The organism is Streptomyces mayteni (genome assembly GCF_054783955.1).
Map to the genome: position 1 here is coordinate 1 of NZ_BAAGPR010000056.1, position 22046 is coordinate 22046.

Consider the following 22046-nt stretch of genomic DNA (forward strand, 5'->3'; position numbering starts at 1 on the left):
CTGCGGCGGTGTCGGCCTGCGGCGGTGTCGGCCTGCGGCGGTGTCGGCCTGCGGCGGTGTCGGCCTGCGGCGGTGTCGGCCTGCGGCGGTGTCGGCCGTGCCGGCCGTGTCGGCCGTGCCGGCCGTGCCGCGCCCACCCACCCGCCCCAGCGGGTGGCTTTGCGCGGCAGCGTGCCTGCGGCCCGGCGGCGTAGCCGCCGCAGGCCGGTGCGGGCCCGCCGGGGCCCGCCCCCCACCCGCGCGGAGCGCGAAGAAGGGGCGGGGGGCGGGGGTGCCCCGTCAGGTGCCCAGCGGGCCGGATCAGCCGGCCACGTCACACCGCTGCGCGTTGAGGGTGAACGCGGTCGGTGAGGTGCCGCCGGTGCCGCTGGAGTTGAAGCCGAACGACACCGAACCCCCGGCCGGAATCGTCTGGTTCCAGCTGGCCGGCCGCGCCACCACGGTCGACCCCGACTGGCTCAGCGTCGCGTTCCAGTGGGACGTGACCCGCTCGTCGCCCGCGAAGGACCACGAGAGCTCCCAGGGGGAGACGGCGGCGGTGCCGCTGTTGCTGACCGTCACCTGGGTCGTGGCGCCGCCCGTCCACCGGTGCGACTCGTAGCGCACCGCGCACGTCGCCGGGGCCGGGTCGCCGCCCGCGCCGAGGTCGTCGACGTACGACGCGATCCAGGCCAGCGGCGCGTTCCAGTTCACCGTGACCTCGTTCGTCGAGTACGACTCGATGTGGTCGACGTAGCACATCGCCGGCGCGCAGCCCTGGAGCAGGTCCTCCGCGATCGGGTCCTGGAGCGCGTTGTTGGGGCCGCCGGCCACCGAACCGGCCGGCGGGTTGGGCAGGTTGGCGTTGAGCTGGTTGGCCCAGAACCGGTGGTGCTGGTTGCGCACGTCGCGCTCGCCGTAGCCCGTCACGTAGGAGAGGTTCAGCGGGTTGCGGCCCAGCAGGTAGTCGAGGCCGGTGAGCACCGCGTCCCGGTACGTCGCCTCGCCCGTCAGTTCGGCCGCCGTGGCCAGCACCACCATGTTGTTGAGCACCTGGCTGTTGGAGCCCCACACGTAGTTGCCCTGGGACGGCGCGTACGGCAGCCCGTACACCGCCTCCGCCGCGTCGGCCGCGTAGCGGTCGGCGGCGTCGGTGACCATGGCCCGCACCGCGGCGAGTTCGTCGGCCGGCAGGTCGTTGTCGACCGTGGCCAGGCTGAGCGCGCCCAGCGCGGCCGTCCAGGCCCAGGAGAAGCCGTCGTCCGTGAAGACGGCCGCCGCGTCGCCGTGCAGCGGCGAGTCGAGCACCGCCTGCCGGTACGTGTCGTCGCCGGTCGTCACGTACAGCTCGGCGGCCGCCCAGTAGAACTCGTCCCGCACGTCGTTGTCGCTGTACGCGCCACCGCCGACGCCGTCGTTCGGGTCCGCGTAGACGTCCGGGTGGGCCAGGGCCGCCGCGTAGGCCGTGGTGGCGGCGTCCAGCAACTCGGCCGCGAAGTCGGCGTCGTACGGCTCGTACAGCCGCGCGCCCTGGGCCGCGGCCGCCGCCAGGTTGAGGGTGGCGGCCGTCGACGGCGGGTGCAGCTCGCGCGGCTGCGGGTCCTGGTCGGGGCGCAGCGGCAGCCCCGTCCACTCGCGGTCGTGCAGCTTGTGGTGCGCCATGCCCGCCAGCTCCTCGCCGGCCGGCACCTGCATGGCCAGCAGGAACTCCAGCTCCCAGCGCGCCTCGTCGAGGACGTCCGGCACGCCGTTGCCGCCCTCCGGGATGGCGAGGCTGCCGTCGCCGAGCGCCCCGGCCGCGTCGCGCTCGTGGGCGGCGAGCAGCTGGGCGACGGAGATGCCGCCGTTCACCACGTACTTGCCGTGGTCGCCCGCGTCGTACCAGCCGCCGGCCGCGTCCAGCGTGTAGTCGCAGACGCCTGGCTGACACGGCACGTCGTCGTCACCCTGGTTGGGGGCCACGCCCACGTGTCCCGCGGGCCGCGCGTACTCCTCGCCGACGTACTCCGCCTCGATCGGGGTGCCGCTGCGGTTGTGGTAGAAGTACGCGAGCGCGTCGGTCCGCAGGCCGCCGTAGAGGTCGTCGCCGATCGCGAACGGCTCGCTGGTCTCCTCGCCGATCGTCACCGTGTAGCCCTCGCCAGGGGTGGCGAAGTCGTCGAAGGCGAAGGTGTGGGTGTTCTGCCGGGACGTCGGGTCGACGCCGCGCGGCGCGGTGGTGCCGGTGGCGGCCGGCGAGCCGTCGGCGGCGTTGAGGGTCCACGGCAGCGGGTCCGTCGCCTCGGTGACGAAGGTGCCGCGCTTGGGCCCCTCGGTGAGGTAGCCGACCTGGTTGACGCGCACCGGCGAGCCGGTGTCCGGCTCGTAGACCGGCGGTTCGGCGCCGCCGGTGAGCGAGACGTCGTCCAGGCAGAAGGTGAACGGCTCGGCGCTGCCGCCCATCTGGAAGACGAGCTGGGCCGCCGCGTGGTCGGCGCCGGCCGTGAAGACGTGGGTGATGGGCTCGGCCGTCTCGTCGATCGGGTCGGGCGACGCCAGCTCGGTGGTCCACGGCTCGGTGTTCATCTGCACGTTGGTGCGGACGGTGATCGGGGTGCTCGCGGTGGCGGTGAAGGTGAGCTGGTAGCTCTCGCCGGCGGTCAGCGGGAGGCCGTCCTGGCCGACGATGGCGTCCCACGGGTTGACGGTGCCGCCCGCCACCTCCGCGCACAGCCGGCCGTCCACGACGGTGGCGGGAGCGTTGGCGGTCGACCACCAGGGCGTGATGACGCCGCTGGCGAAGTCGCCGTTCTCGATCAGCTCGGGCCCTTCGGCGGCGGCCGGCGCGGTGCCGGCCGCGGTCAGCCCGGCGACGGCGAGCCCGGCGGTCAGGGCCAGGCTCAACAGCCGCCGGCCGCGAGGCGGATGGGATGAAGGAAGTAACGTCACGGCTCGGTCCTTCGGGGTCGGGGGTGGCGTGCGCGCTCTGTCCCGCCTGGGTGGGAGCGCTCCCAAGCGGGTTTCCCGTTCAGCCTGTGTGCCTGGCGTGACCTCGTCAACCCCTGGTGACCCCCCGAGAACGTCCATATCCGCGCATCAATAAACTCTGGCCCCATGGACGCTCTGATAGCGGTCTTCCTCGTTCTTCACATCGTCGGCATCGTCGCGCTGCTCGGCATCAGCCTGCTGCAGTTCACGCCCGTGGGCGCGGCCCGGCCCCGGCTCGCGGCTGGCATGCTGCACGGCGCCCTCACCATGCTGGTCACCGGGGTCGTGCTGGTGGGCCTGAACCAGGCCGACGACCAGGAGGTGAACAACGTCAAGATCGCCGTCAAGCTGGCGGTCCTGGTGGTGGTCCTCGGCCTGGTCTACGTCAACCGGGACGAGGAGCGGGTCCCCGCCCCGGTCGTCGGCGGGGTCGCCGTGCTCACCACGGCCAACATCTTCCTCGCGACTCTCTGGTAGAGCGCTCCTCACCGGGACGGTTTCCGCACCGCCGGCCCGCCTCGCGCTTGCCGCTCGGGCCTCGCGACCGGTGGGTGCGCCGCGGTGCCGGTCACCAGGACGGTTTCCGTACCGCCCCGTAGCCGCCGCCGCGTGGGCGGTCCTCGAAGTGCAGGTGGGGGCCGGTGACGTTGCCGGTCGCGCCGATCCGGCCGAGCCGCTGGCCGGCGTCGACCCGGGTGCCGGCCCGCACCTCGCGCGAGGACAGGTGGCAGTAGACGTAGTCCCGGCCGTTGTCCGCCCGCAGGCCGAGCCACTTGCCGTAGGCGCCGCCGTTGTCGTTCGACCAGACGACGGTGCCGGAGCGGACCGCCACCACCGGCGTGCCGGTCGGCGCGGCGTAGTCGTTGCCGGTGTGGAAGCCGGCGGCGTAGCGGCTGTTCCTGACCCCGTAGGCGTAGGTCACGGAGCGGCCTGGCACGGGTGACGAGACGCGCCCCCCGCCGGAGCCGCCCGAGCCTCCCGAGCCGCCGCGGCTGTTCGTGAAGCCGAGCCGGGCGAACGTCTGCGGCCCCGGCAGCCCGTCGGCGTCGCTGCCGCGCCAGCCCTGGTCGCGTTGGAACGCGGTGCAGGCGGCCTTGGTCTGCTCCCCGTAGTAGCCGGTGGCGCCGGCCGGAATCCGGTGGCCGCGGCTGATGAGCGCCCGCTGGAACGCGGTGACGCAGGAGTCGTTCTTCCCGAACTTCACGTGCGCGAAGTTGATCGCCGGCATGATCCCCCCATGTCAATTGGGCGTGGGTCGTGCTCCTTTGAAACGGAATTCTGGTCGCTAATTGTCCGGCACGGGGTGATAGCGGACAAGGGGGCGGCCGGATGACGGCGTCCGCCCCGCCGGCCCGATGCCGTCGCCTTCCGGGTCTCGCGTCCTACGATCGCCTCGCCAGGCAGACGAGAGGCAGAGGAATCGAGGTCCGCCCATGCTTTCGGCCGTTGCCACCGCCGCGAACGCGCCGCTCACCGTGACCGAACGGGAGGTGCCGGAGCCCGGTCCAGGCGAGGTGCTGGTCGGGATCACGGCGTGCGGGATCTGCCACACGGACCTGGACCTGCTCCAGGGCCACTGGCCGATCGCGCGCTTCCCGGTCGTCCCCGGCCACGAGATCACCGGCGTGGTGGCCGCCACCGGTCCTGGCGTGACGTTTCCCGAGGTCGGCACGGCGGTGGGCGCCCAGTTCCTCGGCGACTCCTGCCGCACCTGCGACTACTGCGTGCGCGGCGAGCAGATCCTCTGTCCTGGAAAGCGCATCACGGGCATCGTGATGGACGGCGGCTACACCGAGTACGCCGTCCTCGAGGCCGACTTCGTGACCCCGCTGCCCGACGGGCTCGACCCGGTCGCCGCGGCCCCGCTGATGTGCGCGGGCCTGACCGCGTTCAACGGGCTGCGGCGGGGCGGCATCACCGCCACCTCGCGCGTCGCGGTCATCGGCGCCGGCGGCCTCGGCGCGCTCCCCGGCGACTACCGGCGCGACCGCACCTGGTACCGCGCCTGCCTGTCCCGCTCCCTCGCCGGCATCGGCGAACCGGAGGCCGCGCTGGCCGTCGCGCTGGACATCGTCCCCGACGCGGCCGAGGTCGGCCGGCCGCACTCCTGGAACGAACTCCACACCACCGCCGCCACGTTGCTCCGCAAGCGCCCGGCGGCCGGCCGCCAACTCGTCGCGGCGCTCAGGGAACAGGACTGACGCGATCGGAAGGCATCCATGGCAGAGCGTGACACTCGGGTCATCGACTTTCTGTACGAGCTTGGGCTGCTGAAGCGGCACAAGCGGACTGGTTGGCTGATCGCCGGGGTGCCGGAGGCCATCGAGTACCGCGAGCAGGGAAACCGGCAGACCCAACCCTGGATCGACACCTCGCTGGCGGCTCTCACCACGGTTTCCGCGAAGCAGTTGGCGCACGATGCCCTGGGGCGCGGACCGCTGGAGTGGATGCACCGGGCCCGTACGGAGAAGCCGGAGCTCTGAACCGAGCAGGAGGGCCGGGTGGTCGCCGATCCTGTGACGTTCGGCCCACAACGCGTCGATTCAGACGGGCCGAACGTCACGGAACCGGCAGCCGAACGTCCCGCTCAGTCCAGGTCGGACATGTCCAGCACGAAGCGGTAGTGGACGTCGTTGCGGGCCAGGCGGTCGAGGGCCTCGTTCACCCGGGCCGAGGGGAGGAGTTCGATGTCGGCGGTGATGCCATGCGTGGCGCAGAAGTCCAGCATGGCGGCGGTCGCCGGGCGGCCGGTGCTGCCTCCCGAGCTGAGCTTCTTGCGGCCCACGAGCAGGTCCATCGTCTCCACGGTGACCGGGCCCAGGTGGCCGAGGTGGCTGAGGTGGCTGAGGTGGCTGAGCGTGCCGTCCATGGCGACCAGCCGCAGGTAGGGGCCGAGGTCGTGCGGGGCGGAGACGGTGTCGATGAGGACGTCGAACCGGTCGCGGGCGGCGGCCAGTTGCTCCGGGGCCGTGGACAGGACGAACTCGTGGGCGCCGAGGCGGCGCGCGTCGTCGGCCGGGTCGAGGCCGGCGGGAAGCGGGTGGACGAACCGCTCGCGGACGACGTACTCGCGGGAGTGGCCGCCGAGCGTGGTCGACCCGTCGAGCCGGTCGGTCCCGCCGTAGGTGAGGGTCGGGAAGGCGTGGCAGAAGTTCTCCTGGCCGGCCAGGCACATGGGGCACTCGCCGCACGAGTCGACGATGTTGCCGACCGCGACGGGGTCGCCGACGGAGAACCGGGTGACCTCGGGCCCGGTCTCGGTGACCACGCCCGTGAACTCGTGCCCCGGCACCAGGGGCTGCCCGGCCGCGCCGTCGCCGGCGGCCGCGCCGCGGAGGGCGTGCAGGTCGGAGTGGCAGACGCCGCAGTAGTCGATCCGGACCGCGAGATCGTCGGGGCGCAGTTCGCGGCGGATCAGCGGGGTGCGCCGCAGCGTGGCCGTCGGGCCGTCCACCTGCCAGCCGGTCGTGGTTCGCACGGCACTCTCTCCAACTTTCGACGCGATCTTCTTCGCCTCGCTGGAGCGCATTACCAACGTCGTGCCGATCGACGCCGACGACCTCGCGGACTGGGCCGTGCGCCTCTACGACGAGGACCGCGAGCTGCGCGCCATCGCCGAGGCGCAGGCCGCCGGGCGGGTGCGCGAGGGCGACCCGTTCGACCTGATGGCCGTGGTCATCGCGATGTCCATGGCCTGGTCGCCGGTCAGCAACGTCTACGCGGCGACCGACCAGGAGCCCGCCGACGTCCACGAGGGCCGCCGCGCCCTGCTCCGCGACTGCGTCAGGCGGGCCGTCGCCGCCGGCTGACGGCGGACCGACGACCCGGCCTGCCGGGATCAGATCACCGGTGGGCGGCCGAGACGCGTCATGCGCCAGACCGTGCGCCAGCGGATGGGGCGGCGGGTGCCGCACGGGTGGCGGAGCCCCTCGGCGAAGCCGGCGAACCAGGCGCGGAGTCCTGGCACCGAGCGGTCGCGGGCGAGGGTGAGGAGGATCCAGGTGGCGAGGTACGCCGGGATCAGCGGCAGCGGCAGGTGGCGGCGGGCCAGCCAGACGCGGTTGCGGGCGGTCATCCGGTAGTAGACGGCGTGCCGCGTCGGGGCGGTGCGCGGGTGCTGGAGCAGCAGCTCGGGTTCGTAGACCACCTTCCAGCCGGCGTCCAGCGCGCGCCAGGCGAGGTCGGTCTCCTCGTGGGCGAAGAAGAACTCCTCAGGCCAGCCGCCGGTGTCGTCCAGCATTCGCGACGAGAGGGCGTGCCCGCCGCCGAGGAAGGTGGTGACCTCGCCGGCCCGCATCGGGTCGCTGGCGCGGAGCCTGGGGACGTGGCGGCGCGCGGTGTAGCCGGTCTCGTCGGCGATCCGGAAGCTGATGATGCCGAGCTTCGGATCGGCCGCGTACATCTCCTGGACGCGGGTGAAGACGTCGTCGTCGACGAGCAGCCCGTCGTCGTCGAGGCCGACGACGACGTCCACGTCGCCGAAGGCGGCCAGCGCGGCGAGCGCCGCGTTGCGGCCGCCGGTGACGCCCCGGTTCTCCGGGAGTTCGAGAGTGGACACGGGGGCTGGATAGACGGGAAGCTCGGTGCCGTTCCCGACCACGACGACGCGGGTGGCGGGCGTCCGCTGGCGATGCACGGACTCCAGCAGCGCGGCGACCTCGGTGGGGCGGTCGCCCATGGTCAGGATCGCTACACCCAGGCGTGGTGGGGACACAGGCACTCCACAGCTCGGCGGCAACTTCCGAGATGCTAGCCGTTCACCCTCCCGTGGGAATCACGCAACCCGATGAACGTGATGATTCGGAGGCTAACGGCGGGTGCTCCGCCACTCGGTGAGCCGCGCCGCTCACCCTCTGTTGAGCACCCGGGTGACGCCCGCCAGCAGGGCCGTCGTCAGCAGCCAGCCGGCGGCGACCAGCGCGTAGGAGAGGCCCTGGAGCGCGGGGGCCGTCCAGTGCCAGGTGTTGCGCAGGCCGAGGCCCGCGATGGGCACGAGCAGGTCGAGGGTGTAGACGAGAGGGTTGAACGGGGCCGCCTCTTCGGGCTTGGCGGCGGTCGGCTCGCCGACGGTGAAGGCGACGGCGCCGAGCAGGACGAGGGCGGCCAGCCAGACGCCGGCCAGCCAGGGCCGGTAGCCGTAGCCGACGGTGGCGTCCAGCAGGTGGCCCCAGACCCGGCCGGCGGGGCGCAGCGTGGTGCGGCGGTGCCGCTGCTGGGCGAGGCGGACGGCGCGCGCCTCGTGGTCGTGGCCGAGCGACTGGTAGGTGGCGGCCAACTGCTGGTAGGTCTTGGGCCGGTAGCCGTCGGGGTCGTGGCGTGGCAGGGCGAGCCGGCGGGCGGCCGGCAGCTGCGGCTGGAGCGAGCCGTAGACGAGGCCGTCGAGGCGGCGGGCGGCGGTGGCGGGCCCCTGCGTGTCGGGGAGGTGGAGCACGTCGAGGTGGGCGTGGCGCAGGTCCACGGTGCCGACGACGCGGGTGGCGCGCAGGTCGAGCACCCGGGTCTGGAGGTTGCGGCAGGTCAGGGCGGTGGCGCCGGGGTTGCTCAGCTGGGCGCCGCGCAGCCGCAGGCCCTCGCCCAACCGGGCCTCAGGCAGTTGCAGTTCGCCCTCGATCCGGAACTCCTCGTCGCCGACGAGCCCGCCGCCGAGGTCGAGGCGTGAGCCGTGCAGCGCGACGGCGCCCGGGTTGCTCAGGTGCGCGCCCTGGAGCAGCAGCCCGCCGTCGATCCGGGTGTCGTAGACGCTGAGTCCCGGCGTGGTGATCCTGGTGTGCATCAGGTCGAGGTTGCCGCCCTCCACGATGACCCGGCTGGCGCTGAGGCCGGGGAGGTGCGAGCCGGCGAAGCCGGTCACCCGCAGCCTGGCGCCGTACAGTTGGGGCTTCAGCTCGAACCAGCACCGTTCGAGGCGCAGCACGCAGCACGCCTCGGCGAAGACCAGCCGCAGCCGGCCGGTGATCCGGGCGCCGACCAGGTGCACCACCGGGGTCTCGCCGGCCTGGCGCTCGGCGGCGCCGAGCACCAGCGCGCGCACCACGTCGGCGCGGACCGTGCGGTCCTCGCCCCACCGTTCGCCGCCGGCCGGATCGTCCTCCGCCGGATCGCCGGTGCGCAGGTCGACCGGGTCCCCGGTGGGGAACGCGTCCCACAACCGCCGCTCGGGCGTGGTCAGTTCGGGATACGGCAGCACCAGGGCACGGTACCCGGCCGGGCCGCGGCGCCGGCCGCGCGCCGGGGGTGGAAAACCGATCGCGGGGCGGGCGGGCGATCGGCTAGACAGGTGCGCACAGGATCGCTCTCGCCCCGCCCTTGTGCGTACCCCGGCAGTCGCCGGAGTCACGGACCGGCTCGTCGGCCGTGGCGCGGGCCGCCGTTCCGATCGCCCGTCGTGGCGTCGCAGAACCGAGGGAGCCAGGGCGTGTCCGGTTCGATCATCGAGGTCGAGGGGCTGGTCAAGGAGTACCGCGGGGCGGTGCGGATCGAGGGCCCGCTCGGCGGGTTGCGGTCGTTGCTGAGCCCGCGCCACGTGACGAAGCGGGCGGTCGACGGGGTCTCGTTCGCGCTGGCGGAGGGCGAACTCGTCGGATATCTGGGGCCGAACGGCGCCGGGAAGTCCACCACGATCAAGATGCTGACCGGGATCCTGCGGCCCACCGCCGGCCTGGTGCGGGTGGCCGGTCTCGTGCCGTGGCGGGAGCGGGAGCGGCACGCACGGAACATCGGCGTCGTGTTCGGGCAGCGCACGCAGCTCTGGTGGGACCTGCCGCTGCGCGACTCGCTTGAGCTGATCGGCCGGCTGTACGGCGTCGAGCCGGCCAGGCACCGGGCCACCACCGCCCGGTTCACCGAACTCCTGGGCCTCGGGCCGTTTCTCGACACGCCGGTGCGGCAACTGTCGCTTGGGCAGCGGATGCGCGGCGACCTGGCCGCGGCCATGCTGCCCGAGCCGCGCATCCTCTTCCTGGACGAGCCCACCATCGGCCTCGACGTGATCGCCAGGGAACGCATCAGGGAGTTCATCGCCACCCACAACCGCCGGGACGGCACCACGATCGTGCTGACCACGCACGACCTGGACGACGTGGAGCGGCTCTGCCGCCGCATCGTGCTGATCGACGACGGCCGGGTGCTGTACGACGGCGACGTCGCCCGGCTCAAGGAGCGGTACGCCCCGCACCGCAGGCTCGTCGTCCACCTGGCCGACGGCGCCGCCTGGCACGGGGTCCTGGTGCCCGGCGTCGCCCGCGAGGACGACGCGAACGAGCCGCCGGGGCGGGTCACGCTGCGGTTCGACCCGGCGGGAACCCGGGTCGCCGACGTCGTCGCGGCCGTCCTGGCCCGCCACGAGGTCACCGACCTGTCGCTGGTGGAACCGGGCTTGGAGGGCGTCGTCCACCGGATCTACGCGGCCCGGGAGGCGGCGTGACCGGCCTGACCGCACGCCAACGCGCCACCGCCTACGCCGGCACGGCCCGCCTCCACGCCCGCGCGCAGCTCGCCTACCGGGCGGACTTCGTCATCCGCGTGCTGTGGCTGCTGCTCCAGGTGTACCTGCTGGCGCTCGTGTGGCGCGCCGTCTACCCCGAGTCCGGCACCGCGGACGCGCACGGCGGCCGGCAGGTCACCCTCGCCACCCAACTCGCCTACGTCACCTACGCCTCGGTGCAGAACTGGCTGCTCAACCCGGCCGGCGTGGACCCCTCGCCCCTGCACCAGCGGGTGCGCGAGGGGAGCGTCGCCGTCGACCTGGTGCGCCCCGTCGCCTTCCCCACCCAGATGCTCGCCGCGCAGGCCGGCACCGTCCTCGCCGGGGTGCCGTTCGCCGCCCTCGCCCTGCCGCTCGCCGTCGTCGCCGGCGGCGCCCAGGCACCCGCCTCGACCGGCGCCGCCCTCGCCTACGCCCTGAGCCTGCTGCCCGCGGTGCTCAACACGCTGCTGCTCGCGGTGATCGTCTCCATGGTCTGCTTCTGGACCCTGGAGGTGGTGGGCATCTTCGTGATCCACCGCATCGTGGCCCAGTTCTTCGCCGGCGCCCTCGTCCCGCTGTGGTTCATGCCGTCCTGGCTGGCCGACCTGGCCCAGCTCCTGCCGTTCCAGACCACCACCTACACGCCCATCGCCCTCTACCTCGGCCACCTCGAAGGCGCGGGACCCGTGCTGGCGGCGCTGGCCACCCAGTGCGGCTGGACGGCCGCGCTGTGGCTGATCCTGCGCCTGGTCTGGGCGCGCGCCCTGCACCGCGTCGTCGTCCAGGGCGGGTGACCGCGCCATGACCACCGCCCGCCCCATCCCGCGCCACCGCGCCTACCGGCTGCTGGCGACGGCCGCGTTCCGGGCCCAACTCCAGTACCGGGGCAACCTGTTGCTCACGCTCGCCGGCGGCGTCGCCTACCAGGGCGTCGGCCTGGTGTTCCTGTGGACCGTCACCAGCCGCTTCGGCGACCTCGGGGGCTGGTCCATGGCCGAGATCGCCTTCCTCTACGGCATGCGGGTCACCGCGCACGGCCTGATCATGGTGCCGACCAGCCAGCTGTACAGCCTCGACCAGGCCATCCGCACCGGCGAGTTCGACCGCTACCTGGTCCGCCCGGCCGGGCCGCTGACCCAACTGCTCACCCGCCAGGTCCATCTGCCCACCCTCGGCGACCTGGCCACCGGGATCGTGGTGCTGACCTTCGCCGCCCGCCAGGTCGGGTTCGAGCCGACGCCCGCCGCGCTGCTCTACCTCTGCCTCGCCCTGGCCGGCGGCGCGTTGGTGGAGGGCGCCTGCCAACTGGCCGTCGCCTCCCTGTCCTTCCGGATGCTGTCCAACCTGGCCCTGCGCAACCTGATCGACGACACCATGAACACCTTCGGCGGCTACCCGCTGAAGGCGTTCCCCGACACGGCGCGGCTCGCCCTCACCTACCTGCTGCCCGTCGCCTTCGTCGCCTACCTGCCGGCCGGCGTCCTCCTCGACCGCGCGGACGGCCTCGGGATCACCCCGTGGCTGGCCTACGGCGCCCCCCTCGCGGGACCGCTCCTCTACGCGGCCGCCTACCTGCTGTGGCGATCCCAGCTCCGGCACTACGCCAGCTCGGGAACCTGAGGGATCATGCGGCATGCGCTCCGACGGCTGGCACTTCACCGAAGACATCGAGCAGTTCCTCGACCGCGCCGGGGACTTCCTGCGCTCGCGCCCCGCCCTGCACACCATGCCGCTGACGGTGACCGAGAAGCTGCGCGCCGGCGGGGACACCGAGGGCGCCGTCTTCGGCCACTTCGAGCGGTCGGGCGAGGTCCTGGCCACCTGCTTCCATCGGCCGCCAGGCCGGGTGCTGAGCATGACCCCGCTGGCGCCGGAGCCGGTCGGCGCGCTCGCCGACCGGCTCGCCGACCTCGGCCGTGAACTGCCGGGCGTCAGCACGGAGTACGACACCGCCACGGCCTTCGCCGACGCCTGGCGGCGGCGCACCGGCGCCGAGCCGACGCTCAGGCACCGGCTCCGCCTCTACCGGCTGGCCTCGCCGACCCCGCCGGATCCGTTCCCGGCCGGCCGGGCCCGGGTCGCGGGGGAGGGGGACCACGAGCGGGTCGTCCGCTGGTGCCGTGAGTTCTGCGCGGCCGTCGGGGAGGCGTTCCCCGACGACCCGGAAGCCTGGGCGGGGACGCGCTTCGCCGGCCGGACCTTCACGTTCTGGGAGACCCGGGACGGCACCCCCGTCTCCATGGCGGCCGCGACCCCGCTGGTCGCCGGCCAGATCCGGGTGGACCCCGTCTACACCCCGACCCACCTGCGCGGCCGCGGCTACGCCGCCGCCGTCTCCTTCGCGGCGAGCCGGGCCGCGCTGGCCGCCGGCGCCAGGGAGGTGGTGCTGTTCGCGGACGCGGCCAACCCGACGAGCAACGCCCTCTACCGGCGGATCGGCTACCGCCGACTCGCCGACTTCGCCGTCTACGGCTTCGCGGCCAGCCGAGGCGTCTCGGGTCAGGACGGGCGCAGCCCCGCGTAGAAGGGCATGGTGTCGATGGACTCGTAGCGCACCACGGCGCCCGGCTTGGGGGCGTGGATCATCATGCCGTCGCCGGTGTAGAGCCCGACGTGGCTGATGTCGTCGTAGAAGAAGACCAGGTCGCCGGGTTGCAGCGCGTCGCGGGCGATCCGGCTGCCGGCGTTCACCTGGTCCCAGGTGACGCGGGGCAGCTCCACGCCGGCGGCGCGCCAGGCGGCCTGGGTGAGTCCTGAGCAGTCGTAGGAGTTGGGCCCGGTGGCGCCCCAGACGTACGGCTTGCCGAGCTGGGCCTCGGCGAAGTCGATGGCGGCCTGGGCGCCGGTGGAGTCGGCGGCCGGCGGGTCCTGGGCGGGCGGCTCCGCGGCGTCCGACTGCGCCTGTTCCTCGGCAGCGGCCTCCTGCGCGGCCGCCTCCTCGGCGGCCGCGGCCTCCTCGGCCGCGGCGCGCTCGGCGGCCAGCTGCTCCTGCCGCTGCCGCTCCTCCTCGGCGAGCCGCTCGGCCTCCTCCCGCTCCAACCGCTCCAGCTCGTCGAACTCGGCCTGCTCCTCGGCGGACAGCTCGTCCAGCATGGCGCGGGCCTCGGCCAGCATCGACTGGACGCTCTCCTGCTGCCGCTGGAGCTCGGCCTGCCGCTCCTCCAGGGCGGCGAGCGCGGCGCCGGCCTCCTCGCCGCGCGCGGTGGCCGCCTCCTGGCGCTCGGTGTAGTCGGCCAGCGCCTGCTGCTGGGAGTCGCCGAGCCGGTCCAGGGTGTGGGTGCGGTCGAAGAAGGCCCGCGGATCGGAGGCCAGCAGCAGCGCGGCGGTGTCGCTCAGCCCGCTGCCGCCGGTGCGGTACTGCGCGGCGGCGAACGAACCCAGCGTCCTGCGGGCCTCGTTGACCCGCTCCGTCTCCTGGGCGGCCTCCGTAAGCAGCTGGTCGACGGTCGACTGCTGCTCGGTGACGTCCTCCTGCGCGGCGTTGTAGTGCTGGGTGGCGGTGCCGGCCTCCCGGTAGAGGCGGTCGACCTCGTCCCGCACCTCGACGGCGCGCTCGCGGGCGGTCTCGGCACGGTCCCGCTGCTCCTCGATGCCGGGCGGGTCGGCGTCGTCCGCCGAGGCGGCGCCGGACAGCAGCGTCATCGAGGCCAGGGCCGCGGCGCCCACGCCCACGACGCCCCGCCGTGCGGCGGGGGACTCGAGTATGGCCGCGCGACCGCGCGGCTTGCGGTGGGAACCCAAGGCCGGTGTCTCCTTCCGTTACCGCCCACCGGTCGGTTCCCCACGCCCCGCCGGCCTGTCGGCGAACCGGCGCCCCTCGTGTGTCCGATGGAACGGCGACGGCCCGCGGAGCCGGTTTCGGCCTCCGGGGAACGGGCCATCCGCGCCGCACGCTAACCACTGGGGACGGCGCTTGGGAAGGCCGAAATGCGATATGCCCGCAATCGAATCGTGATCCGGCGGGCCGAAACGGGCGACGCGCACGGTCCGTACGCCGCCATCAGCCGTCCGTCATGACGCGTACCTGGCCGTACGCACGCCCCGTGTGTCGGACCGCCCAACTAGACTCGACGACGATGAGCGGCCTCTTCGATGACAACGTGCTGGCGAACCTCGCACCCAAGGCAGGCGGACCTATGGTGGGCGGACCGACGGGGGGAGACGAGGAGCCGCCCCCCGCGCCCGACGAGTTCGAGCGGGAGGAGATCCCCGACGACCTGTTCGCCGGCACCTTCGCCGAGCCGGGCCGCGCCGAGGACGACGCCTACTACCGCAACGGCGCCCGCAAGCCCGTCGCCGACGCGGCCGCGCTGATCGAGGGCCTGAACGAGGAGCAGCGGGCCGCCGTCACCCACAGCGGCGCGCCGCTGCTCATCGTGGCCGGCGCCGGCTCCGGCAAGACCCGGGTGCTCACCCACCGCATCGCCTACCTGCTGGCCGCGCGGAACGCCCACCCCGGGCAGATCCTGGCGATCACCTTCACCAACAAGGCCGCCGGCGAGATGAAGGAGCGCGTCGAGGAACTCGTCGGGCCCCGCGCCAACGCGATGTGGGTGATGACCTTCCACAGTGCCTGCGTCCGCATCCTGCGCCGCGAGAGCAAGCTGCTCGGCTTCACCTCCAGCTTCTCCATCTACGACGCGGCCGACTCCAAGCGCCTGATGGCCCTCGTCTGCCGGGACCTCGACCTCGACCCCAAGCGGTTCCCGCCCAAGTCGTTCAGCGCCAAGATCTCCAACCTCAAGAACGAGCTGATCGATCACGAGGACTTCGCCGCCCAGGCGACCGACCAGTTCGAGAAGACCCTCGCCGAGGCGTACACGCTCTACCAGTCGCGGCTGCGCGAGGCCAACGCGCTCGACTTCGACGACATCATCATGACCACCGTCCACCTGCTGGACGCCTTCCCCGACGTCGCCGAGCACTACCGGCGCCGCTTCCGGCACATCCTGGTCGACGAGTACCAGGACACCAACATCGCCCAGTACACGCTGATCAAGCTGCTGGTCGGCACCCAGGACCCGGGCGAGCTGTGCGTGGTGGGCGACGCCGACCAGTCCATCTACGCCTTCCGCGGCGCCACCATCCGGAACATCCTCCAGTTCGAGGAGGACTTCCCCAACGCCACCACCCTGCTGCTGGAGCGCAACTACCGCTCCACGCAGACCATCCTCTCCGCGGCCAACGCCGTCATCGCGCGCAACGAGAGTCGCCGCCCCAAGAACCTGTGGACGGACGAGGGCGCGGGCGCCCGGATCACCGGCTACGTCGCCGACACCGAGCACGACGAGGCCCAGTTCGTCGCCGACGAGATCGACCGGCTCACCGACGCCGGCGACGCCAAGCCGGGCGACGTCGCCGTCTTCTACCGCACCAACGCCCAGTCCCGGGTCTTCGAGGAGGTGTTCATCCGGGTCGGCCTGCCCTACAAGGTGGTCGGCGGCGTCCGCTTCTACGAGCGCCGCGAGGTCCGCGACGTGCTGGCCTACCTGCGGGTGCTCGCCAACCCCGAGGACACCGTGCCGCTGCGCCGCGTCCTCAACGTGCCCAAGCGCGGCATCGGCGACCGCGCCGAGGCGATGATCGAGGCGCTGGCGCAGCGCGAGCGGATCTCCTTCGCCCAGGCGCTGCGCCGGGTGGACGAGGCGTACGGCATGGCCGCCAGGTCGGCCAACGCCGTCAAGCGGTTCAACGTGCTGCTCGAGGAGCTGCGCACCATCGTGGAGTCGGGCGCGGGGCCGGCCACCGTGCTGGAGGCGGTGCTGGAACAGACCGGGTACCTCGCCGAGTTGCAGACGTCCACCGACCCGCAGGACGAGACCAGGATCGAAAACCTCCAGGAACTCGCCGCCGTGGCCCTGGAATTCGAGCAGGCACGCGACGAGGACAATCCCGGCACGCTCGCCGACTTTCTGGAACGGGTGGCGCTCGTCGCCGATTCCGACGAGATCCCGGACGGCGCGGAGGGCGGCGGCGTCATCACGTTGATGACGCTGCACACCGCCAAGGGCCTCGAATTTCCCGTGGTGTTCCTGAGCGGCATGGAGGACGGCGTCTTCCCCCATATGCGCTCGCTCGGAAAGACCAAGGAGTTGGAGGAGGAACGCCGGCTCGCCTACGTCGGCATCACCCGGGCCCGCAAGCGGCTCTACGTCACCCGCTCCACGCTGCGCAGCGCCTGGGGGCAGCCGCAGCACAACCCGCCGTCCAGGTTCCTCGACGAGATCCCGGACGAGCACCTGGACTGGCGGCGCACCGGCGCGACCGTGGCGGCCCCGGCACCGTCCGTGGTCAGCACGCCGTCGCGCGGCGGCGGGAACGCCCGCGGCGCCCGCGGGTTCGCCACCGGCCGGATCAAGGACCGGCCGGTCGTGGCGCTCTCACCCGGTGACCGGGTGACCCACGACAGCTTCGGTCTCGGCCGGGTCGTCTCCGTTCAGGGCAGCGGCGATCGAGCCGAGGCGACCATCGACTTCGGCGGCGAGAAGCCGAAGCGGCTGTTGCTCCGATACGCCCCGGTGGAAAAGCTTTGAGCCCGCCTCGGTAGTGTTCCCGATATGTCACAGACCGGGGAAAGGGCTTGTGGTACGGGCCTGGGTGGCGATTAGCTGCCTGCGGCACCTCGTACTCCAGTTCCTGCCTGTCCCCGGAGTACGTATCACCTCAGATTCCCAGGGGGAACATCATGAGCCAGCCCTGGCAGCCGCCCCAGCCGGGAGGCGGCGCCGGCCAGCCGCCGCAACAGCCCGGCGGTTACCCGCAGTACGGCGCTCCCCAGCCGCAGCCGGGTTTCGGCCAGCCGCAGCAACCCCCGCAGCAGCCGGGCTATGGCTACCCGCAGCAGCCGCCGGCCCAGCCGGGTTACGGCTACCCGCAGCAGCCCGGCCAGCAGCCCAACCCGTACGGCCCCCCACAGCCCGGCTACCCCGGCGGCTACCCGCCGCCCGCGCCGGTGCCGGGCGGCGGGCGCCAGCAGAACCTCCTGCTGGCCATCGGGCTCTCGCTGGTCGCCGCGCTCGTCGCCGCGCTCCTCTACGGCTTCATCTACCAGGCCATGTTCAACGAGGAGACCGGCGAACTCACCCAGATCAGCTGGATCTCGATCGGCATCGGCGTGCTGGTCGCGCTCGGCCCGGCGTTCTTCGCCCGGGGCAACTGGGTGGCCTACATCGTCGCCGGCGTGCTGGCCCTCGCGGCCGCGGTCGGCGGTGAGCTCATCGGCACCGCGATGCTGGTCAGCGAGTACTTCGCCGGCGGCGACCCGGGTGCCTTCGAGATCCTCACCAGCTACCCGCAGGACACGTGGGACGCCTGGGACGCGGACAACGAGGCGATGAACTACGTCTTCATCGCGCTGGCCCCGGTGGCGGCGGTCGCCTTCGCGGCCGGCCTGGAGCGGCGCACCCGCTGACCAGGGAACCACCAGGCGACGCCGAAGGGCCCGCCGCTCCCCGAGGGGAGCGGCGGGCCCTCGCGCTTGTCGCGCTTGTCGTGTGGGCCGATCAGGTCGGCTCGAGGCCCTGGTTGCGCAGCCAGGGCAGCGGGTCGATGGCGCTGCCGCCGCCCGGGTGCACCTCGAAGTGCAGGTGCGGGCCCGTGGAGTTGCCGGAGTTGCCGGAGTAGGCGATCACCGTGCCGGCCTGGACGTAGCCGGACTGGTAGGCGGTGCTGTCCAGGTGCGCGTACCAGGTCTCGGTGCCGTCGTCCGCGGTGAGGATCGCCAGGTTGCCATAGCTGGGGTGCCACTGGGTGCGGATGTTGCCGTCGGTCGCGGCAAGCACCGGGGTGCCGTAGCTGACGGGGAAGTCGATACCGGTGTGGGTGGACATCCAGTTGACGCCCGCCTGGCCGTAGTAGGCGCTCAGGCCACGCTGTTCGACGGGGAGGAAGAACTTGGGCCGCGCCGCCTCGATGCGCGCCGCCTCCTCGGCGGCCGCCTGCTCCTCGGCCTCCTGCTGGGCCTCCAGGTCGATCCGGCCCTGGGTGCGGCTCGCGCGGTCCGCGTAGTCGCCCGCGGCGGCCGAGACGCTGGTGAGCTGGGTGTCGAACTCCGAGTTCGCCTCCGCCCGTTGGGCCTCGTCGGCCGGGTCGGGCGCGGCGATCGGGGGAGGCTCGCCCGTCGAGTCGGACTCGGTGCCCGAGACGGTGGCGGCGGTGGCCACGGCGGTGACGCCGAGGACGGCCAGCGAGGGGGCCGCGACGCTCAGGAACGCGGAGCGGGCCCTCGGCCTGCTGACCCGCCGCCGGCTGCGGCCCTGGCCCCGCGCGGCGACCGCCGGGGCGGCCGCCACCTCCGCGTCGGCGACCTCGGCGACCTCGGCGGCATCGACGGCTTCGGCCGGCGGCTCGAAGGTCTCGGGCTCGAATGACTGGGGTTCGAAGGACTGGGACTGGGCCCACTCCTCGACGACCTGCGCGGCCTCGACGGGCGCGTGGGCGGAAGCGGGATCCGGCTGCGCGGCCGGGTCCTCGGCGACGCCGGCCTCGCCGTACTCGGCGCCGTAGGCGTCGGGTTGGGCCTGGGCCTGGGCCTGGTGGAACTCCGGTCCGTACGTGGCGCCGTACGCGCCCTCGTACTCCTGGTACTCCTGATAGGCCGCGACGCCCTGGGCGGGGGTCTCGTGAAGATCCCCGGCCCCGTAGCCGCCGTTCTCCCAGCCGCCGGACTGCTGGAGATACCAGTCCTGGACGCCCTGTTGGGGTGGGATGGTGGCCGTGGCGGCCTGCTGCGGCTCGGCCGCCCACTGCTGCCCGTCGGTGGTCGCCGACCACTCACCGAGCCCGGCGGTGCCCTCGTAGCCGCCCTGCGGCTGTCCCTGCGCGGCGCCACCCCAGTCGTGGCCGGTGGGCTGCGCGCCATAGGGATCGAGAACGTCGTACGCGGCGTAGGAGCCGTAGCCGGGGTGATCCGATTGTTGGTCGGTCACTCCGGACAACAGACGATCGCTCACCGATTACGCCTTTCGGCTCGACGACAGGAGCAGGGGTGGGGGTCCCAGCGGCTGTAGTTCGGCGTGACTGTACCGGCCGGCGGTCGGCGGCCACAATCTTTCCCGGTCTGTTCGCGGGTTTCGTGGAGTCAGGAAACGGGCAATAGCCCGCCTTTCGGCGGACCGCGCATTGATGCCGCACGATTTGTTCGATGCCTGTTCGAATGTATCGGGGGTGGGAATCACCCAGGGTGCGCCGGGCGTCCCGCGACCATCCGACGGGACCCCTCCGGGATCGGCCCGCATGGGGGATGCTGGGGTTAACGACCGTTAGCTCCGGCGCCGTGGCCGGGGGACTTGGGAGGCTCAGCATGGCTGTATCGGGTCCGATTCGCGTCGTCGTCGCCAAGCCGGGGCTCGACGGCCACGACCGCGGCGCCAAGGTGATCGCCAGGGCGCTGCGCGACGCGGGCATGGAGGTCATCTACACCGGGCTGCACCAGACGCCCGAGCAGATCGTGGACACGGCGATCCAGGAGGACGCGGACGCGATCGGCCTCTCGATCCTCTCCGGGGCCCACAACACCCTCTTCGCCCGGGTGCTCGAGCTGCTGCGCGAGAAGGACGCGGACGACATCACGGTCTTCGGCGGCGGCATCATCCCCGAGGAGGACATCGAGCCGCTCAGGGCCCAGGGGGTCGCCGCGATCTTCACGCCGGGCGCGTCGACCGGCGAGGTGGTGGCCTGGGTCCGCGAGCACGTGGGTCTGGCGCCCCGCGCCTAGGCCCTGTCCTGCCGATCTTGCCGGGCCCGCGACGCCAGCTACGGCACCTCGCTGCGTTACCGAATCGCGCGAATACGGCCAAGTATGAGCTGCGATCCGGCACCTTGCGATCCACCGCATCACACACCTTCAAAAGGGCTATTTCCTGGCTACTTGGGGGATAATTAAACCATGCCCCTTTCAGAGATAGCCGAATCCCTGCCGCGTTCCGTGGCGCTTACCGCAGTGCTCACCGCGCGTCAGTACCTGCGTGTATCGCAGGACAAGCGTGGCAAAAAGCGGAGCGTCAAGGAGCAGGCCGAGGAGAACATCCAGAAGGCCGCCGCTCACGGCATCACGATTCTTGGGGAGCCGTACACCGACAATGACATGTCCGCATCGCGGTATGCGACCAAGGAGCGCAAAGATTTCGCGCGGCTCATCAGTGACCTAGAAACAGGGAACTATCCGGAAGATCTCTTAGTGCTTTGGGAGAATTCGCGCGGCAGTCGACAGACCGGCGAATGGGTCCGACTCATTGATCTGTGCGAGACTCACGACAAGAGGATCTTTATAACGTCGCACGGGCGCATTTATGATCCCGTCAACGGCCGAGACCGCAGGGCCCTACTCGAAGACGCGGTAGACAGCGAGTACGAAACATACAAGACCCATCTTCGTATCAAGAGGGATACGGCAGCCTCCGCCACGGAAGGCCGCCCGCACGGGAAGGCGCCGCACGGCTACAAGCCCATCTACAACGAGAAGACCGGCGAACTCATCAATTGGGTCGAGGACCCGGAAGAATCGATCGTGCCGAAGGAGCTGTTTCGCCGCCTCAAGGCCGGTCACTCTCTCGTGTCGATCACGCGGGACTTTGAAGCCGCCGGGTATCTGAATCGGTCGGGCGCACCCTTCAGCCGCCAACACCTCCGGGTCATGGCAACCAGACACGCTTACGCCGGAATCAGGGTGCATCATCCCAGGAGTCGAGGTCAGCGCGGCACGAGCGAGGTGAAGGCCACACTCCACAACGCCACTTGGGATGGTCTCGTGTCAAAAGAGGATTTCTGGAAGGTCCAGCGGATCATTTCTGACCCCAAGCGCCGCAAGTCCAAGAACGGACGAGCGAAGCACGTGCTGACGATCACCATACGGTGCGACAAGTGCGGCGGGCCCATGAAGTGGGAGAACGCGAAGGGTACCCCGTCCTACAAGTGCAGGGATAAGGGGTGCTGTTACATCGATCAACAAGGCGTTGACGCCATTGTAATCGGCACGGTCGACGCCCCGGGGATGATCTTGATGTATCTGGAGTCGGACGCTGTCTATGCGGACTTTCAAGCTAGCCCGGAGGAAGAAGCTCGTATCGCCGAGGATCGCGCGGAAATCGAAAGGCTCACGGCGGACAAAAACGAGATGTCGAAAGCCATCCCGCTTTCTCTGGAGGAGTCAAGGAGGATTGAAAAGGGTGTGCAAAAGCTGGAATCGATGATCGCGGAAATACGGGCGCGTATCGATGCGGCTACTCTGCCCGCCGTGCTGCAAGACCTGGTTTCTCCGGGCGTCGGAGTGGCTAAAAGGTGGCAGGCTGCCCCGATTGAGGCACAACGCAAGGTGGCGAGCATGCTTCTCACGTCTCAGATCTGTGGAGAAGTGCGGATCTTGCCGTGCCCGAGTAAGCGGCGCCTACCGGCCACGCAGCGCGTGAAGTTCGCGCGATCCGAATAAGTGGACGGAGAGCGGCACCCATAACGGATTTGGTGCCGCTCTCTCGTTTGTGCTCAATCAACCGGGGGCAGCAGTGCCCGCAGCTCTTCAATTAGCTCAGGAGTAGGGGAGGCTGCACGTGATAGCGCATCCATGACGAACGCGCGCACCTCTTCCGGCGACGCTGTACCGGAGTGACGTTCGCGGCTAACCTTGCGCGCCGTTCCCCGC

The 22046-nt window shown here is 71.8% G+C and carries 18 protein-coding genes and 1 pseudogene; 12 read left to right on the forward strand and 7 right to left on the reverse strand.

All coding sequences use genetic code 11. The features are described 5' to 3' along the window. Positions 1-300: 300 nt before the first annotated feature. A complete protein-coding gene (locus ACYVPE_RS23125; protein WP_461035646.1) occupies positions 301-2856 on the reverse strand; it encodes a glycoside hydrolase family 9 protein in 2556 nt (851 codons plus the stop codon). 216 nt (positions 2857-3072) lie between these two features. Between ACYVPE_RS23125 and ACYVPE_RS23130 the strand changes: the two genes are divergently transcribed. Continuing rightward, positions 3073-3423, forward strand: a complete 351-nt coding sequence (locus ACYVPE_RS23130) for a hypothetical protein (protein ID WP_461035603.1) — start codon at positions 3073-3075, stop codon at positions 3421-3423. A 91-nt stretch (positions 3424-3514) separates the two neighbouring features. Here the strand turns inward: ACYVPE_RS23130 and ACYVPE_RS23135 are convergent, their stop codons facing one another. Then, positions 3515-4174 (reverse strand): peptidoglycan DD-metalloendopeptidase family protein, encoded by a 660-nt coding sequence (locus ACYVPE_RS23135; RefSeq protein WP_461035604.1) that lies wholly within the window; start codon positions 4172-4174, stop codon positions 3515-3517. Between the two features lie 205 nt (positions 4175-4379). Here ACYVPE_RS23135 and ACYVPE_RS23140 point away from each other — a divergent pair, with 205 nt between their 5' ends. After that, entirely contained in the window at positions 4380-5147 is a 768-nt protein-coding gene (locus ACYVPE_RS23140; protein ID WP_461035605.1) for an alcohol dehydrogenase catalytic domain-containing protein, read from the forward strand. An 18-nt stretch (positions 5148-5165) separates the two neighbouring features. Beyond that, positions 5166-5429, forward strand: coding sequence for a hypothetical protein (locus tag ACYVPE_RS23145; protein ID WP_461035606.1), 264 nt, complete (start codon positions 5166-5168; stop codon positions 5427-5429). 104 nt (positions 5430-5533) lie between these two features. Here the strand turns inward: ACYVPE_RS23145 and ACYVPE_RS23150 are convergent, their stop codons facing one another. Further along, positions 5534-6424 carry an NAD(P)-dependent alcohol dehydrogenase gene (locus ACYVPE_RS23150; protein WP_461035607.1) on the reverse strand — a complete coding sequence of 297 codons (891 nt, stop codon included), beginning with the start codon at positions 6422-6424 and terminating at the stop codon, positions 5534-5536. Between the two features lie 16 nt (positions 6425-6440). Between ACYVPE_RS23150 and ACYVPE_RS23155 the strand changes: the two are divergent. Beyond that, positions 6441-6755: pseudogene (locus ACYVPE_RS23155) on the forward strand (TetR/AcrR family transcriptional regulator); the annotation flags it as partial. A 29-nt stretch (positions 6756-6784) separates the two neighbouring features. Here ACYVPE_RS23155 and ACYVPE_RS23160 read toward each other — a convergent pair. Together ACYVPE_RS23160 and ACYVPE_RS23165 are read right to left on the reverse strand one after the other, a co-directional pair. After that, complete coding sequence (locus ACYVPE_RS23160) at positions 6785-7660, reverse strand: glycosyltransferase family 2 protein (protein ID WP_461035608.1); 876 nt, start codon at positions 7658-7660, stop codon at positions 6785-6787. A 132-nt stretch (positions 7661-7792) separates the two neighbouring features. Further along, positions 7793-9133 (reverse strand): oxidoreductase, encoded by a 1341-nt coding sequence (locus tag ACYVPE_RS23165; protein ID WP_461035609.1) that lies wholly within the window; start codon positions 9131-9133, stop codon positions 7793-7795. A 228-nt stretch (positions 9134-9361) separates the two neighbouring features. On the opposite strand from ACYVPE_RS23165, the gene ACYVPE_RS23170 reads away from it, so the two are divergent. The 4 genes from ACYVPE_RS23170 to ACYVPE_RS23185 are packed head-to-tail and all read left to right on the forward strand — an operon-like array spanning position 9362 to position 12935. Next, entirely contained in the window at positions 9362-10369 is a 1008-nt protein-coding gene (locus ACYVPE_RS23170; protein ID WP_461035610.1) for an ABC transporter ATP-binding protein, read from the forward strand. Then, positions 10366-11205 (forward strand): ABC transporter permease, encoded by an 840-nt coding sequence (locus tag ACYVPE_RS23175; protein WP_461035611.1) that lies wholly within the window; start codon positions 10366-10368, stop codon positions 11203-11205. The genes ACYVPE_RS23170 and ACYVPE_RS23175 overlap by 4 nt, the downstream gene beginning before the upstream one ends. A gap of 7 nt (positions 11206-11212) precedes the next feature. Next, positions 11213-12031 carry an ABC transporter permease gene (locus ACYVPE_RS23180; protein WP_461035612.1) on the forward strand — a complete coding sequence of 273 codons (819 nt, stop codon included), beginning with the start codon at positions 11213-11215 and terminating at the stop codon, positions 12029-12031. Positions 12032-12044: 13 nt separating this feature from the next. Further along, entirely contained in the window at positions 12045-12935 is an 891-nt protein-coding gene (locus ACYVPE_RS23185) for a GNAT family N-acetyltransferase (RefSeq protein WP_461035613.1), read from the forward strand. On the opposite strand, the gene ACYVPE_RS23190 is transcribed toward ACYVPE_RS23185, so the two are convergent. After that, positions 12911-14083 carry a C40 family peptidase gene (locus ACYVPE_RS23190; RefSeq protein ID WP_461035614.1) on the reverse strand — a complete coding sequence of 391 codons (1173 nt, stop codon included), beginning with the start codon at positions 14081-14083 and terminating at the stop codon, positions 12911-12913. The genes ACYVPE_RS23185 and ACYVPE_RS23190 overlap by 25 nt on opposite strands. Before the next feature lie 404 nt (positions 14084-14487). Here ACYVPE_RS23190 and pcrA point away from each other — a divergent pair, with 404 nt between their 5' ends. Together pcrA and ACYVPE_RS23200 are read left to right on the forward strand one after the other, a co-directional pair. Further along, positions 14488-16944, forward strand: a complete 2457-nt coding sequence (pcrA, locus tag ACYVPE_RS23195; RefSeq protein ID WP_461035615.1) for a DNA helicase PcrA — start codon at positions 14488-14490, stop codon at positions 16942-16944. Between the two features lie 152 nt (positions 16945-17096). Next, complete coding sequence (locus tag ACYVPE_RS23200) at positions 17097-17822, forward strand: hypothetical protein (RefSeq protein ID WP_461035616.1); 726 nt, start codon at positions 17097-17099, stop codon at positions 17820-17822. A gap of 91 nt (positions 17823-17913) precedes the next feature. Here ACYVPE_RS23200 and ACYVPE_RS23205 read toward each other — a convergent pair whose 3' ends face one another. Continuing rightward, the gene (locus ACYVPE_RS23205) at positions 17914-19338 is read right to left on the reverse strand and encodes a M23 family metallopeptidase (RefSeq protein WP_461035617.1); all 1425 of its coding nucleotides are present in this window, start codon (positions 19336-19338) and stop codon (positions 17914-17916) included. A 374-nt stretch (positions 19339-19712) separates the two neighbouring features. Here ACYVPE_RS23205 and ACYVPE_RS23210 point away from each other — a divergent pair, with 374 nt between their 5' ends. Beyond that, a complete protein-coding gene (locus ACYVPE_RS23210; protein WP_461035618.1) occupies positions 19713-20126 on the forward strand; it encodes a cobalamin B12-binding domain-containing protein in 414 nt (137 codons plus the stop codon). 171 nt (positions 20127-20297) lie between these two features. After that, positions 20298-21836: a recombinase family protein gene (locus tag ACYVPE_RS23215; protein WP_461035619.1), complete on the forward strand. Its 1539-nt coding sequence runs from the start codon at positions 20298-20300 to the stop codon at positions 21834-21836. Positions 21837-22046: the final 210 nt, after the last annotated feature.